The sequence below is a fragment of the Candidatus Planktophila versatilis genome (assembly GCF_002288265.1).
GTDB classification, from domain to species: domain Bacteria; phylum Actinomycetota; class Actinomycetes; order Nanopelagicales; family Nanopelagicaceae; genus Planktophila; species Planktophila versatilis.
The window spans coordinates 586876-602321 of the sequence record NZ_CP016778.1 but is presented as its reverse complement, the minus strand read 5'-3'; the positions used below and the strand labels follow the sequence as shown (position 1 = coordinate 602321).

The window sequence follows — 15446 nt, the reverse complement described above, 5'->3', positions numbered from 1 at the left end:
AATAAACCTAAGTCAATGCTCCACAATGAGCCGAGTAGTTGAATGAAGTTAACTATTAACTTCGCTACTCGATGCTCCTTAGAAAGGAGGTGATCCAGCCGCACCTTCCGGTACGGCTACCTTGTTACGACTTCATCCCAATCACCGATCCCACCTTTGGCAGCTCCCTCCTTACGGTTGGGCCACTGACTTTGGGTGTTACCGACTTTCGTGATGTGACGGGCGGTGTGTACAAGCCCCGGGAACGTATTCACCGTAGCGTTGCTGATCTACGATTACTAGCAACTCCGACTTCATGGGGTCGAGTTGCAGACCCCAATCCGAACTGAGACTGGCTTTATCGGATTCGCTCCACCTTGCGGTATCGCAGCCGTTTGTACCAGCCATTGTAGCATGCGTGCAGCCCAAGACATAAGGGGCATGATGATTTGACGTCATCCCCACCTTCCTCCGAGTTAACCCCGGCAGTCTCCTGTGAGTCCCCAACTAAATGCTGGCAACACAGAACGAGGGTTGCGCTCGTTGCGGGACTTAACCCAACATCTCACGACACGAGCTGACGACAACCATGCACCACCTGTATACAGACCTTGCGGCTACGACATCTCTGCCGTATTCCTGTATATGTCAAGCCTTGGTAAGGTTCTTCGCGTTGCGTCGAATTAAGCCGCATGCTCCGCTGCTTGTGCGGGGCCCCGTCAATTCCTTTGAGTTTTAATCTTGCGATCGTACTCCCCAGGCGGGGCGCTTAATGCGTTAGCTGCGTCGCACAAACCGTGGAAGGTTCGCACAACTAGCGCCCACCGTTTACGGCGTGGACTACCAGGGTATCTAATCCTGTTCGCTCCCCACGCTTTCGCTCCTCAGTGTCAGTATTGGCCCAGAGACCTGCCTTCGCCATCGGTGTTCCTCCTGATATCTGCGCATTCCACCGCTACACCAGGAATTCCAGTCTCCCCTACCAAACTCCAGCTCGACCGTATCGGATGCAGGTCAGGGGTTGAGCCCCTGATTTTCACATCCGACGTATCGAACCACCTACGAGCTCTTTACGCCCAATAATTCCGGACAACGCTTGCACCCTATGTATTACCGCGGCTGCTGGCACATAGTTAGCCGGTGCTTCTTCTGTAGGTACCGTCACTTTCGCTTCTTCCCTACTGAAAGAGGTTTACAACCCGAAGGCCTTCATCCCTCACGCGGCGTCGCTGGGTCAGAGTTTCCTCCATTGCCCAATATTCCCCACTGCTGCCTCCCGTAGGAGTCTGGGCCGTGTCTCAGTCCCAGTGTGGCCGGTCGCCCTCTCAGGCCGGCTACCCGTCGTCGCCTTGGTGAGCCATTACCTCACCAACAAGCTGATAGGCCGCGAAGTCATCTTCAACCGAAAAACTTTCCAGCCCCGATCATGCGATCAAGGCTCATATCCGGTATTAGCCCCGGTTTCCCGGAGTTATCCCAGAGTTGAAGGCAGATTCTTCACGTGTTCCTCACCCGTTCGCCGCTAATTCACACCCGAAGGTGTTTCATCGCTCGACTTGCATGTGTTAAGCACGCCGCCAGCGTTCGTCCTGAGCCAGGATCAAACTCTCCATAGAAAGTTTTTTTCATGGCTTACGAGACAAACAAACTGTCGTTTATTTTGTCTTTACCAAAGGAATTCAACGAGTATTCCAGAAGCTATAAATAGCATCTGGTACATACTTCATTGAAGTATTTATTTAGAGAATGGCGAATTAACACCATTCTCCGGCATTGACTTATGGCACGCTGTTGAGTTCTCAAGGTACGGATGCGCACTGCATCGCTGGATTTCTCCGGCTTTTCAGGGCAGACCGCCAAATCTAGTCCATAGCTTCGCACGCGTCAAAACGGGCAAAATGGCCTAGATTTGGGGAAATGCTGTACGACCTCGTTTGAGTCCGTTCCACAGCAAGGAGCGTAACTATAGGGCGCGCTCCCCCAGGGGTCAAATCCGTCTAATTGGCCGAAAATACACATAATCGCTAAGTTAAAAATAGTAAAAAATTACAGTATTTATGCGTAAAAAGTGGCATTTTTGAGATTTCGCCCAAACGGCTATCCGAGCTCTACCGCCGCCAGGTCTCGCTTGCCTTTACGCAAAACTGCATATTTTCCGCATAAAAAGTCAGTTTTTTGAAGACGGAAATCTTCGCCAACCACCTTCTCATTATTGAGATATGCGCCACCTTCTTTAACGATCCGACGAGCAGCAGATTTTGAATCAACCACACCGGTGGCAACCAACAAATCCACCCAAGTGGGTATCTCAGCTCCCTTTTCAATTCGCGTATGTGGAAGTTCAGCCAAAGCTGATGCCAAAGTTGATTCATCCAGTGATGCAAGATCACCTTGGCCGAAGAGTGCGCGCGCAGCTTCTTCAACACGTTCTGCAATCTCTGGGCTATGTACAAGTGAGGTGAGTTCTCTAGCAAGTACTCGATGAGCTTCGCGTGCACCAGGGTTGGCGGTATGTGCTGATTCGAGTGCTTCTATCTCGGTGCGTGATTTAAATGAAAATACCTTAAGGAAGTTGATGACATCTTTATCATCTGAATTCAACCAGTACTGGAAGAAGGAATATGGCGAGGTCATCTCTGGATCGAGCCACACACTTCCGCCGGCTGTCTTGCCAAATTTAGTTCCATCAGCTTTTGTCAGTAGTGGCACGGTCAGTGCATGGGCACTTGCACTTTCAACACGTCGAATGAGATCTAGACCAGCGGTGATATTTCCCCATTGATCAGAGCCACCTATTTGCAGTGTGCAGTTATAGCGCTTGTAAAGTTCTAAGTAATCCATCGACTGGAGAACTTGATATGAAAACTCAGTGTAAGAAATGCCATCTTTTTCAAGTCGAGATGAAACCGCGTCCTTATTCAACATTTGATTAACGCTAAAGTGCTTCCCAATGTCGCGTAAGAACTCAATGGCCGACATGGGCGCAGTCCAGTCCAGGTTATTGACCATCACCGCCGGATTCTTACTGGACTCAAAGTCCATGAACTTTGAAAGCTGCCCCTTTATACGATCGACCCACTGCCCTACAACTTCAGTTGTATTCAGCGTGCGTTCTTCATTTTTACCGCTGGGATCACCCACCAAGCCAGTGGCTCCCCCAACCAGCGGAAGCGGGTTGTGGCCAGCTAGTTGAAAGCGGCGTAGAACAAAGAGAACAACTAGGTTTCCCACATGGATGCTCGGCGCCGTCGGATCAAAGCCCACATAGAGCGTGATTGGCTTGGCTAGCGCCTTACGCAGCTCGACCTCATCTGTTGTCTGCGCAATGAGACCACGCCACTTAAGGTCATCTAGCAAATCGTAGGTCACGGTTCTCACGCACCCATCATGGTCGAAAATGCTTTGGCTGCGGCAGTGAATTCGCTGCGAGTCTTTTCCAGAGAACTTTTTGCCTCACTCAATTGTTGCGCTAGCGCAGAGGGTGCGGTGCCACCACGTGTCGTACGAGATGCAAGCGCGCCCTGCACAGTGAGCACATCTCGAACATCGCCTTTGAGTGCTGGATGAATCTTTGCAAACTCATCATCGGTGAGCTGATGAAGTTGGCGACCAGATGCTTCGCAGAGCGCAACACATTTGCCAGCAGCTTCATGTGCTTGCGCGAATGGAATGTGTGCCCTGACCAAGTAATCAGCAATTTCAGTTGCAAGTGAAAAACCAAGAGGTGCGGCAAGTGCCATCTTCTCGCGATCGAATTCAGTAGTTGCCACCATTCCGGTCACTGCTGGAAGAACGAGCAAGACGGTATCAATGGAATCAAAGAGTGGCTCTTTATCTTCTTGCAGATCGCGGTTATATGCAAAGGGCAGACCTTTGAGCATGGCAAGAACGCCAGTGAGATTTCCAATCAGACGACCTGACTTGCCACGTGCAAGCTCTGCCATATCCGGGTTTTTCTTCTGCGGCATGATGGAGGAACCAGTGGAGTAAGCATCTGATACTCGTGCCCAACCAAATTCAGTGGTCGACCAGATGCACCATTCTTCACCGATTCGTGAGAGATGAACTCCCACCATGGAGAGAATGAATAGCGCTTCGGCAACAAAATCACGATCAGATACGGCATCAATTGAATTAGCGGCACTGGATGTAAAACCAAGTGCTTTCGCAGTGACCTCCGGTGCTAACGGCAAGGATGATCCAGCTAGTGCACCTGAGCCAAGTGGGCTGACAGATGTGCGAGTAAGCCAATCCTGAATACGATCTGCATCTCGCGCAAATGCATGCACGTGCTTTGCAATCTCATGCCCAAAAAGCACGGGCTGTGCATGTTGTAGGTGCGTAAATCCGGGAGCCGGAGCATCCGAGTATTCGGTTGCTTTTGCTATCAGCGCTTCTTGCAGTTCGGCTATTGATAAAGCAATCGAAATCATCGCATCCATGGCATAAAGTCGCAGATCTGTTGCCACCTGATCATTACGTGATCTACCGGCGCGAAGTGCGCCTCCGATTTCACCGAGTTTTTCAGTAAGACCGCGTTCTAAGGCGCTATGAACATCTTCATCAGTTGCAAGATAGGTGAATTTTCCGGAAGCCACTTCCGCAACCAGCTCTTCTAAAGCCTTTCGAATTGCTGCAGCCACCTTCTTATCAAGAAGCCCACTGCTTTCTAGTACCGCAAGATGGGCAAGTGATGAACGAAGATCATAAGGAGCCAAACGCCAATCAAATTGCACACTTTGTGAGAGCGCAAATACAGCCTCCGCCGGAGACTGCGAAAACCTTCCGCCCCAGAGCGCCATTATTTTCTCCCTCTAACCTTCTTGACTTGCCCGTATGAGAGTAATTCTTTCGCTAGTTGCGCCCCACCGCTTGCTTTTCTAGCGACAACTAAGACCGTGTCGTCACCTGCGATAGTTCCGATAATTGAAGAAATTCCAGAGTGATCGAGTGAACTTGCAAGCAATTGTGCTCCCCCGGGTGGCGTGTGAATGACAGCCAAATTTCCACTGGATTCAACAGAGAGAATTAATTCAGAAGGCAGCGGCATAGAACGCGAAAGTGAAGCCTCACCTGAAGCCGAGATCGTGTAGACCGAATCGCCCGTGGCCGATCTGCCCCGCACAGCGCCAATCTCTTCCAGGTCACGGCTCGCGGTGGCTTGGGTAACTGCAAAGCCAGCCTTCTTAAGCTCTTTCACCAGATCAGATTGGGAATGAATGAGCCCGCCCTTAATCAGCGAAATCGCCTTTGCTCTCCGTGCGCTCACACTAGCCATGACGCACCTGCGCTAGGGCTGCAGTGAATATCGTTACAAACTTCTTTGCATCACGTAATGAAATATTCAGAGCTGGCGCAATACGAATAATTGATTCACTCGGTGCATTAATCAGTAGCCCCAGCTCTTGGCTCTTCTTCACAAGCTCCTTCGCACATCCTTGATCCAGGGTAAGTCCAATCAGTAGCCCTGCTCCTCGGACTTCAGTAACTCCAGGAACAAGAGCGAGTTCGGCAAAAAGATAGGAACTCACTTCATTAACATGGATGAGAATCTTCTCTTTCTCAATTGCGCCAATTACGGCAAGGGCTGCCGCCGTTGCAATCGGATTTCCCCCAAAAGTTGAACCGTGATCGCCGGCTTTAAAAAGATGAGAGGCGGGGCCAAGTGCGATCATCGCTCCAAGTGGGAGTCCTCCTCCTAAGCCTTTAGCCAAGGTAATCACATCGGGCTTAACACCTGAATACTCATAGCCAAACCAGTCACCGGTGCGACCCATCCCTGTCTGCACGCAGTCGAAGACGAGGAGAGCACCGTTCTCATCGCAATATCTACGAACATCTTGTAAGTAATTAGCAGGCGGGACAATGACCCCGGCTTCGCCCATGATGGGTTCGATAATTACCATGGCAGTTCTCTTATTGATCTTTCGCTTCATCGCACGTGAATCACCGAAGGTGACGTGGGAGATCCCGCGAAGTAACGGCTTAAATGGATTTCGTTTTGATGGCTGACCGGTGAGTGATAACGCACCCATCGTTCTACCGTGGAAAGATTCCTTCGTTGCAACAATGCCGGTTCTGCCCGTGCGACGACTTAACTTCAGGGCCGCCTCATTTGCTTCCGCACCAGAATTGCAGAAGAAGACTCGTGCTGACTTATCACCGGTGAGCTTCTGTAGTTTCTCAGCCAATTGCAACACATTTGGGTGGGCGTAGAAGTTACTCACATGACCCAATGTAGAAACCTGTTTTGTCACAGCTTTCACAATTGCAGGATGGCCATGACCCAAAACATTAGTGGCGATGCCAGCCAAGAAATCTAGGTACAGCTTGCCTTGGGCATCTTTGACATATGAACCTTTTCCAGAGACTAACTCGATGGAAGGAGTTCCGTAATTATCTTGAAGTGAATTTATCCAACGCTTCATGCGAAGACCAACGTTCCGCCAACGCCCAGGAGGGCGCTCTTCAGGGCCTGGGGGTTTCTGCCATCAATAATCCGCACCGCATGTGCACCTGCGCCAATGGCATCTAAGCAAGATTGCACCTTGGGGGCCATCCCATCTGCAAATGTAGATTTAATCCCTTGCAGCTCTTCCACAGAAATCTCTGAGATTAATGAATCCTTATCCGGCCAATTCCGATAGATTCCCTCGACATCAGTCATGATGATCAGCCATTGGGCTTCTAACGCACCTGCGATTGCCGCCGCTGCGATATCAGCATTGACGTTAAATCCATGTGTGCCAAGTGCATCCGTTGCTACCGGTGAAATTATTGGCACGCTTCCTTGTGTCACTAGCCTTTGAATCTCTTGCGGGTTCACTTCAATAACATTTCCGACAAGACCTAGATCAGCTCTTGTTCCATCTACTAAAGTGGTCAACTTCTCTGCAATCAGCGTTTTAGAATCCCGACCAGAGATAGCAACCGCTTTGATTCCGTGGTTGCATAGGGACTGTGCAACGGCAGGACCAATCTCTTTTGCTAACACTCTCTCAACGATCTGGAAAACCTCAGGGGTGGTGACGCGAAATCCGCCGATAAATTCCGTTGTAATCCCAGCTGATTCAAGTGCCGAACCAATTTGTGGCCCACCACCATGAACAATCACGATCTCGACCCCCTGAGAGATGGCATCTGCAATAGCTTGCGCAAATTCACCATGTGAATCCGACATCGCATGGCCACCGAACTTCACGATAATCACGCGCCAATCCCATCGAAATCGAGTCCGGCAGTCTCAGCAAAACCACACATGATGTTGGCGTTTTGAATAGCTTGCCCCGCGGCGCCCTTGCCTAGATTATCTATCGCTACTGAAACAACAAGTCTTGAGGTGTGAGCGTCAACTGCAACCTGCATCTGCACATTATTAGATCCCAAAACAGCTGATGTCTTTGGCATGACTCCAAATTCAAGTACCGAAACAAATGCTGAATCTGCAAAATAATCGCTATAAAGCTGATGTGCCTCTTCAGAGGTAATCTTCTTGGTCAGCTTGGCGGTAACCGTAGCCAGGATTCCTCTCGGCATCGGAGCCAAGACTGGAGTGAAAGAAATCTTCACATCTTGCCCACTAATCTTGCTCAATGTCTCTTCGATTTCAGGGGTGTGTTGATGTGTTCCACCGAATTTATAGGAACTCAGAGATCCTGAAACCTCACTGGCGAGTAGGTTTACTTTTGCATTTCTGCCCGCGCCAGTTGTTCCTGATGCTGCCACGACCACGCAATCAGAGAGATCAGCGATACTAGAAGCCGGTGCAGCTCCCAGTGCGATAGCTGTCGCATAACATCCCGGGTTTGCAACATATTGCGCCTGTGCAATTGCGCTCTTGTACTGCGCGATATCAGCTAGCCCATAGCTCCACGTCCCGGCGTGTGTGCCACCGTAATACTTCTCCCACTGCTGGGCATCGCTTAATCTGTAATCCGCACCTAAATCAACAATCTTTGCTCCCTTAGGAAGTTGCGAAATTATCTTGGAAGATTCTCCATGTGGCAGTGCAAGAAAGAGCAGCTGGCAATCGGTAAATGCTTCGGCTGAGAAGGCGATGAACTTCTGATTGTCATAACTTCTTAGTTGTGGATGAATCGAAGTAATCGACTCCCCCGCATTGGAATGAGCCGCAACAGCGGCTACCTGAAAATGTGGGTGCCCAGCTAGCAGCCGCAGGAGTTCTCCTCCCGCATATCCACTGCCGCCGATAATCCCAGTTTTCATAATCTCACTATAGCATATTTATGCACGGATATGCATATTTATGCAGTGCGCAGAACTGCGCCAGTAGCTTTCTCCGCTGATTTCACCGCTGAATCTCGCAGCGCGCTGACTTCTGCCCCCGTGAGGGTGCGGTCCGAAGCTCGGAAAACTAAGGAGAAGGCCAAGGAAATTTTGCCGTCACCTATTTTGTCGTAGCGGTCAAAGAGGGAGATTGATTCTAGGAGCTCGCCCGCACCTGCCCGCAGCGCCTGCTCGACCTCTAGCGCTGAGACCGATGCATCGATAATCAGCGCCACATCTTGGAGCGCCGCCGGCATAGTGCCCACGGTAGAGGGACGGACCAAAGGTGAATCTGGCAACGCATTGAGTGCAACTGCAAAAGCTGAGGAACGTTCCGGAAGACCATACATCTCTACGATCCTTGGATGAAGTTCGCCCGCATGGGCAACAGGTTTGCCGTCAATGAGTAATTCAGCGCAACGGCCAGGATGCCATGGCGCGATATCTGAACGCTTTATTGTCCAAGAATGATTGCACAGCTGCAGGACTTCCTGCGCAAATGCGATTGCATCCTGCCAGGTGTAAGAACGCGGCTTACCCTGCCAGTCCTCGTTCTCCACTTTTCCAACCAGTAGCCCCGCAACGTGGAAAGCCTGTGGTGGCAAACTGGCGTAAATAGATGCAATCTCTTCAGAACTCGGTTTTTGACCTAGCACTGGTGAAATCATCGGAACAAGTTTTTGGACCCCTCGGAAAATAGATCCCATCTCAAAGATTGCAAAGTCTTTTGCACCTCTGCTGATATTGCGCTGCGCTACTTCCAACAATCCTGGGACCATGTGTACTCGCAGTAACGGGAACTCTTCCGACATCGGGTTTGCAATGCGATATGTGGATGCGCGCTCACCCAGGAAGCCCAACGCCTCAATTGTTTCTTGGTTGGTGAAGGGAAAAGTTTGAACTTCAGCCAAGCCCCGACTAGCTAGCATCATCGAAACTGCGCGACGACGCTTCTGGGAATGAGTGAGTGATGCGTGCTTTGGTCGTGGCGGAAGAATCGACGGAATCTTGTCAAAGCCAACCATGCGAGCAACTTCTTCCGTGAAATCTGCTTGGCCGAGTAAATCTGCACGCCAAGATGGAGGATTTACTTCGAAAGTCTTTTCGTTGACTTCACATCCAATGGTGCGCAAAATCTTTACTATTTCAGAAGGGGCCACATCCACACCCATAATGCGTGAGATATATGCCGGATCCACTTTGACCATGGGGCTAAATCGAGGTTCACCAGCAATCACAGTTGCTACATGTTGAGCTGGACTATTTTCAGTCAATAACTGAACAAATCGAGCTGATGCATATTGAGCAAGGGAGGGATCCACACTTCGTTCTAAACGACGTGATGCTTCCGAAGAAAGCTTGTGGCGCCGTGAATTCTTAGCAACGCAGGTTGGATCAAATCGAACCGCTTCTAGTGCTATCTCGGTCGTTGTCTCTGAAATTTCTGAGAACGCTCCACCCATTGTTCCAGCTAGTGCAAGTGGTTGCTCGTCATCGCAGACCATCAGGTCATCAGGATCTAACTGGCGCACCTGACCATCGAGAGTGGTAAATGGTTGCGCCTTGCCCGCCCGCTTAATGGTGAGGCCACCCTTTATCTTTGATTTATCGAAGGCGTGAAGTGGCTGACCCAATTCAAGCATCACATAGTTAGTGACATCTACAACCAAGGAGATAGAGCGCATGCCCATCTTTTCAATCCTTCTGCGCATCCAGATTGGAGTTGTGGCCTTGGCATCAAAGTGTGAAAGGGTTCGTAAGTAAAACACGGAAGCAGTTGCTGGGTCGGCAATCTTTGCACTCACACCCTTGCCTGTGTCAGTAAATTTAAGTGTGCGAAGTGCATCAACTGGGTCGGTATATGAAAGACCTAGCGCGCCCGCAACCTCACGTGCAATGCCGCGAATACTCAAGGCGTAGCCACGATCCGGATTGACGGCAACATCGAATATGACATCATTGATTAATAGTGCTTCAATTGCATCGGCTCCGATCGCAACTGATCCCTCTGTAAATGTCATGATTCCGGAGTGGTCATCTCCAATCCCAAGTTCGCGGGCCGAACAGATCATTCCGTTGGACACTTTGCCGTATGTCTCACGGGCACCGATTTTGAAGTCGCCTGGCAGTACTGCACCCGGCAGAGCTGCGACTACCAAATCTCCAACCGCAAAATTTGTTGCCCCACAAATGACATAACGGGTCTGCTTCTCGCCACAATCAAGACCCACATATCGAATGGCTTTCTTAAACTCGGTAATCTCTTCAATGCTTAGTACCTTGGCAAATACCAAGGGGCCTGTCAGGTCTGCGCCCTGATGAATAATCTCTTCTACTTCAAAACCAACGCGGATCAGGGCATCAGAGATTTGTTCTGCGGTAATGGAGGCAGGCATCTCAACAAATTCCTTGATCCACGATAAAGGTGCGCGCATTTAGAGTCCGACTCCAAACTGGCGAGTGAATCTCAAGTCGCCTTCCACAATGTCGTGCATGTCGGTAATTCCATGGCGAACCATCAGCGTGCGCTCTAGACCCATTCCAAATGCGAATCCAGTGTAGACATCTGTATCAATGCCACACGTTGCCAGAACTTTAGGGTTGACCATTCCGCATCCGCCCCATTCGATCCATCGATTGTTAAAGTAGATATCTACTTCCGCACTTGGCTCGGTGAATGGAAAGAATGACGGTCGCAAACGTGTCGTGACATCGGGACCAAACATGTGTCGCGCGAAGTTATCAAGGGTTCCTTTCAGGTGGGCCATCGTGATTCCCTTATCAACTACGAGGCCTTCAACCTGGTGGAAAACTGGGCTGTGAGTAGCATCTAGTTCATCAGCACGAAATGTGCGACCAGGACAAATGACATAGATAGGCGGTTCTTGAGCCAACATCGTACGAATCTGCACTGGTGATGTGTGCGTGCGAAGAACTAGCCCTGACTCGATTGGCTCAATAAAGAAAGTGTCTTGCATTGTGCGCGCAGGATGATCAGCCGGAATATTCAGGGCATCAAAGTTAAGCCAACCCGATTCAAGTTCTGGCCCTTCTTCAACTGAGAAACCTTGCTCGATAAAGAAATCTGAAATCTCATTCTTAATGATTGAGATGGGATGTAGCCCCCCGCGGTGCGCACGACGAACTGGCAAGGTGATATCGACGACCTCTTCAAGTAAAACTTTGGAGTCGCGCTCTTGCTCAAGTTTTGCCGTCTGCTGCGCTAGAGCTTTTGCTATCTCTGCCTTTGCTTCCCCAATAATTTTTCCAACGGAAGCTTTCTGATCGGCTGAGAGCGTGCCGAGCGCTCTGCTAGCAAGTGCTATCGGTGACTTATCACCAGCGTGTGCCAGGCGAGCTGATTTAAGTTGTTCTAAATCCGTGGCGGCGGTAAAGGCGCTCTGCGCATCGCTTATCCACGATGCTACATCTGCCGGATTCATGGGCGTGATTCTATCCTGCGACCTTTGCTGAAAGGGTGAACATAACGATTGATGCCGCTGCCGATAAATTAAGGCTTTCGGCATTGCCAGCCATTGGAATAGTCACTTCCGTCACAGCCGCGCCAAGGGCTGCTGCATCTACTCCCCTTGCTTCGTTGCCAAAGACTGCAATGCAATCCCCCGCAATCTTCAGATCGAGAATTGATGTCGATGCATGAGATGAAAGGAGAATCTTCTGGGTGTCAGGGAAGATGGATGCTAGCGCTTGAAAAGTCACGCCCTCATAGACCGGGATATTCCACAGTGAACCTGCGGTTGAACGAACCACCTTTGGCGAATACATATCGACAGAATCAGGAGAGGTAACTACAGCAGTGATTCCCATTGCATCTGCGGTGCGAAGAATCGTTCCCGCATTTCCAGGATCTTGGATCTCATGGAGGTAGATAACAGTAGAGCTACCTGTAAGTGCGAGTTCGGAAATACTGTTCTCAGGGGTATAACAAAGTGAGATGAGTCCTTGTGGTGAGACGGTATCTGACATCGCCTTAAGAACAGGCTCGGAAACTTCGACTATATCTACAGCACCTAGGTCAAGTTCTGCAATCTTTGAGAGTCCTTGCTCTGTTGCGTAAATAATTTTTATTTCTGGACCCCCAGCAGAAGTAAGTGCCTCGCGTGTGCATTGCACGCCCTCTGCCACAAAGAGTCCTTGTTCGCGGCGTTCTTTCGCCCCTTTAGAACCAATAAGAGCCTTCACTCGCGCGATATGCGGCGAGTGAAGGCTCTCAATCATTGGCTCTACAACCTAGTTTCTAGATAACTTAGGCTGCTGGAAGGTTCTTGCGAGCAACGTCGACAAGAACCTTAAATGCTGCTGGATCATTCGTTGCGATATCTGATAGAACGCGACGATCTACTTCAAGTCCGGAAGCCTTAAGACCCTGGATAAAGCGGTTGTATGTCATTCCATTTTCGCGAGATGCAGCATTGATGCGCTGAATCCAGAGCTGACGGAAATCACCCTTCTTATCTTTACGATCGTTGAAGGCATAAACCATTGAGTGCGTAACTTGCTCCTTCGCCTTTGTGAAAAGACGTGAACGTTGTCCGCGATATCCGCTGGCACGCTCAAGGGTTGTGCGACGCTTCTTTGCTGCGTGTACTCCGCGCTTGACTCTCATTTAGTGGCGCTCCCTTACTTCAAACCAAGCATGCGCTTGGCTGTCATTGTGACGGTTGACTTAGCTGATGACTCTTGGCTCAAACGACGAGTAACGCGTGATGACTTGTGCTCCAAAAGGTGGCGCTTGCCTGCACGCTCGTGCATGATCTTTCCGGTACCTGTGACGCGGAAGGTCTTCTTCGCACCACTATGGGTTTTCATCTTTGGCATTTCTTATCTCCTGTTACGTCGTCGTGAGTAAAACTATTTAGCAGCTTCTTCGGCTGCTTTTTCCTTCGCAGCTTTCGCTGCCTTCTGCTCTGCTACTACTTCTGTCTTCTTCTTCGTCGGACCCAACACCATCGTCATCTGTCGACCCTCTTGCTTAGGGGCGAATTCAACGAAAGCAATATCTTTCACATCTTCTGCAAGACGTTGCAAGAGTTTGAATCCGAGCTCTGGACGTGTTTGTTCACGGCCACGAAACTTCATCGTTATCTTCACCTTGTCGCCACCTTTGAGAAACTTTTCAACTGACGAGCGTTTAGTCTCGTAGTCGTGATTCTCAATCTTTGGCGTCAATCGCACTTCCTTCACCACAATGTGGGTCTGGTTCTGACGTGCTTCGCGAGCTTTTTGTGCGATCTCGTACTTGTACTTTCCAAAGTCCATGATCTTACAAACTGGCGGATTAGCTTCCGGTGCAATCTCTACGAGATCGAGTCCGATTTCATCTGCCATAGCTAGCGCTGCTTCGATATCTACAACTCCAACTTGCTCACCTGTGTAATTGATGAGGCGAATTTGGGGTGTGCGGATACGGTCATTAATGCGGGGCTCTGTTGTGATTTCTGCTCCTATGTTCGGTTCACTTGTGTATCCAAGTTGCCGCAAAATTCGCGCACCGCATAGGCAGATAAATCTAGAATCCTAGATTTAAACCCGACAAACCAATCCGCCGAAGCAGTAGAGGTGGGAGCGGTGAGCTCCTCTTGCAGCAGCCGTGGGCTACTGGTCTGAGGCAAAGGCTACCCGAGTGCGGGCAAATAGAAAAATCCTCGCTTGAAAAGGGCTTTAGCCCATCGCGTGCAGGCCACCATCGACGTGAATAATCTCGCCCGTCGTTTTTGGAAACCAATCACTGAGTAGCGCAACTGCGCCTTGCGCTGCCGGCACTGGATCTGCAACATCCCACTTCAATGGACTGCGCTCATTCCAGACATTTTCAAATTCATTAAATCCGGGAATCGACTTTGCGGCGATGGTTCTAATCGGACCCGCTGCAATGAGGTTGATGCGGACATTATCTTTTCCAAGATCGCGAGCGAGATAGCGAGATGTGGATTCAAGGGCAGCCTTTGCAACTCCCATCCAGTCATACTTTGGCCAGGCAACTTGGGCATCAAAATCAAGTCCGACAACAGATGCCCCATCTTTAAATAGCGGATGGCATGCCATTGTCAGTGATTTTAAAGAGTAGGCAGAGACCTGCACCGCCGTTGCCACATCTTCCCAAGCAGTATTGAGAAAGTTGCCACCCAGTGCTGCTTCAGGTGCAAAGCCAATCGAATGCACAACTCCATCAAGGTGTGGAAGGTGCTTCTTTACCTCTGTTGCTAAACCATCAAGATGTTCCTGATTGGTAACGTCTAGTTCAATAATCGGAGCCGGCTTTGGTAGGCGTCCTGCGATACGAGTTGTCAGACTAAGGCCGCGACCAAAGCCTGTAAGAACAACTTGCGCACCTTCTTCTTGTGCCAGGCGTGCGATATGAAAAGCGATAGAGCCATCAGTGAGAACACCGGTTACCAAAATATTCTTGCCCTCTAAAATTCCCACTTCAGTGCCCCATTCCAAGTCCGCCATCTACCGGAATGATGGCACCAGTAATATAGCTAGCTTTCGCAGATGCAATAAATGTCACCACGTCGGCAATCTCTTGTGCTGAACAGAATCGACCCAGCGGAACCTGTGCCGCAATTTCACTCCGGCGCTTCTCATCGAGTTCTGCCGTCATATCTGTCTCTACAAATCCCGGGGCAACAACGTTGGCAGTGATGCCGCGCGAACCAAGTTCTCGTGAAAATGATCTAGCCATTCCAACTAGCCCAGACTTAGAAGCGGAATAGTTCACTTGTCCGGCAGCTCCAACCCCACCCACAACTGAACCGATAAAAATCAGGCGACCACGCTTTAATTTCAGGAGACCTTTGGTAGCGCGCTTTGCAACGCGAAAAGCGCCGGTGAGGTTAGCGTCAATAACACTTTCGAAATCTTCGTCAGTCATACGCAAGACCAGAGTGTCTTTAGTAATTCCAGCATTCGCTACAATAATCTCTGGCTGTCCTATCTCACTTTCAATCTTTGTGAAAGCTAAATCAACACTTTCTGAGTTAGTGACATCCATCTGGACTGCATCAAAGCCTGTAGGTGGGGTGCCGCTGCGGTAAGTGATGACAACGCGATGACCCGCTTCTTGCAGCGCTGTTGCGATAGCTAAGCCAATTCCGCGATTGCCACCGGTAACTAATGCGATGGAAGTCGGCTCGCTCATGAGAGAAAACTACCCTACT

14 protein-coding genes and 1 rRNA gene are annotated in these 15446 nt (G+C 50.0%); all 15 read right to left on the bottom strand.

The features are described from left to right. Nucleotides 1-82: 82 nt before the first annotated feature. Nucleotides 83-1595, bottom strand: a 16S ribosomal RNA gene (locus tag A1sIIB76_RS03050). Nucleotides 1596-2076: 481 nt separating this feature from the next. Then, nucleotides 2077-3348, bottom strand: coding sequence for a tyrosine--tRNA ligase (gene tyrS / locus A1sIIB76_RS03045; protein WP_095684672.1), 1272 nt, complete (start codon nucleotides 3346-3348; stop codon nucleotides 2077-2079). A 5-nt stretch (nucleotides 3349-3353) separates the two neighbouring features. Continuing rightward, a complete protein-coding gene (gene argH / locus A1sIIB76_RS03040; RefSeq protein WP_095684671.1) occupies nucleotides 3354-4781 on the bottom strand; it encodes an argininosuccinate lyase in 1428 nt (475 codons plus the stop codon). After that, complete coding sequence (gene argR, locus A1sIIB76_RS03035) at nucleotides 4781-5257, bottom strand: arginine repressor (RefSeq protein WP_095684670.1); 477 nt, start codon at nucleotides 5255-5257, stop codon at nucleotides 4781-4783. Before argR ends, argH begins: the two co-directional genes overlap by 1 nt. Beyond that, nucleotides 5250-6407, bottom strand: coding sequence for an acetylornithine transaminase (locus tag A1sIIB76_RS03030; protein WP_095684669.1), 1158 nt, complete (start codon nucleotides 6405-6407; stop codon nucleotides 5250-5252). Before A1sIIB76_RS03030 ends, argR begins: the two co-directional genes overlap by 8 nt. Beyond that, complete coding sequence (gene argB / locus A1sIIB76_RS03025; protein ID WP_095684668.1) at nucleotides 6404-7189, bottom strand: acetylglutamate kinase; 786 nt, start codon at nucleotides 7187-7189, stop codon at nucleotides 6404-6406. Before argB ends, A1sIIB76_RS03030 begins: the two co-directional genes overlap by 4 nt. Further along, a complete protein-coding gene (argC, locus tag A1sIIB76_RS03020) occupies nucleotides 7186-8205 on the bottom strand; it encodes an N-acetyl-gamma-glutamyl-phosphate reductase (RefSeq protein WP_095684667.1) in 1020 nt (339 codons plus the stop codon). Before argC ends, argB begins: the two co-directional genes overlap by 4 nt. Nucleotides 8206-8243: 38 nt before the next feature. Beyond that, nucleotides 8244-10700, bottom strand: coding sequence for a phenylalanine--tRNA ligase subunit beta (pheT, locus tag A1sIIB76_RS03015; RefSeq protein ID WP_095684666.1), 2457 nt, complete (start codon nucleotides 10698-10700; stop codon nucleotides 8244-8246). Continuing rightward, nucleotides 10701-11708 carry a phenylalanine--tRNA ligase subunit alpha gene (gene pheS, locus A1sIIB76_RS03010; RefSeq protein WP_095684665.1) on the bottom strand — a complete coding sequence of 336 codons (1008 nt, stop codon included), beginning with the start codon at nucleotides 11706-11708 and terminating at the stop codon, nucleotides 10701-10703. Between the two features lie 10 nt (nucleotides 11709-11718). Next, entirely contained in the window at nucleotides 11719-12504 is a 786-nt protein-coding gene (locus A1sIIB76_RS03005) for a TrmH family RNA methyltransferase (protein ID WP_095684664.1), read from the bottom strand. 28 nt (nucleotides 12505-12532) lie between these two features. Beyond that, complete coding sequence (gene rplT / locus A1sIIB76_RS03000; RefSeq protein ID WP_095674759.1) at nucleotides 12533-12892, bottom strand: 50S ribosomal protein L20; 360 nt, start codon at nucleotides 12890-12892, stop codon at nucleotides 12533-12535. Between the two features lie 14 nt (nucleotides 12893-12906). Then, a complete protein-coding gene (rpmI, locus tag A1sIIB76_RS02995) occupies nucleotides 12907-13104 on the bottom strand; it encodes a 50S ribosomal protein L35 (protein WP_095674758.1) in 198 nt (65 codons plus the stop codon). A 33-nt stretch (nucleotides 13105-13137) separates the two neighbouring features. Next, entirely contained in the window at nucleotides 13138-13767 is a 630-nt protein-coding gene (infC, locus tag A1sIIB76_RS02990) for a translation initiation factor IF-3 (RefSeq protein ID WP_223298193.1), read from the bottom strand. A gap of 180 nt (nucleotides 13768-13947) precedes the next feature. After that, nucleotides 13948-14739: an enoyl-ACP reductase FabI gene (gene fabI / locus A1sIIB76_RS02985; RefSeq protein ID WP_095696995.1), complete on the bottom strand. Its 792-nt coding sequence runs from the start codon at nucleotides 14737-14739 to the stop codon at nucleotides 13948-13950. After that, nucleotides 14714-15427, bottom strand: coding sequence for a 3-oxoacyl-ACP reductase FabG (fabG, locus tag A1sIIB76_RS02980; protein ID WP_095696994.1), 714 nt, complete (start codon nucleotides 15425-15427; stop codon nucleotides 14714-14716). The genes fabI and fabG overlap by 26 nt, the downstream gene beginning before the upstream one ends. Nucleotides 15428-15446: the final 19 nt, after the last annotated feature.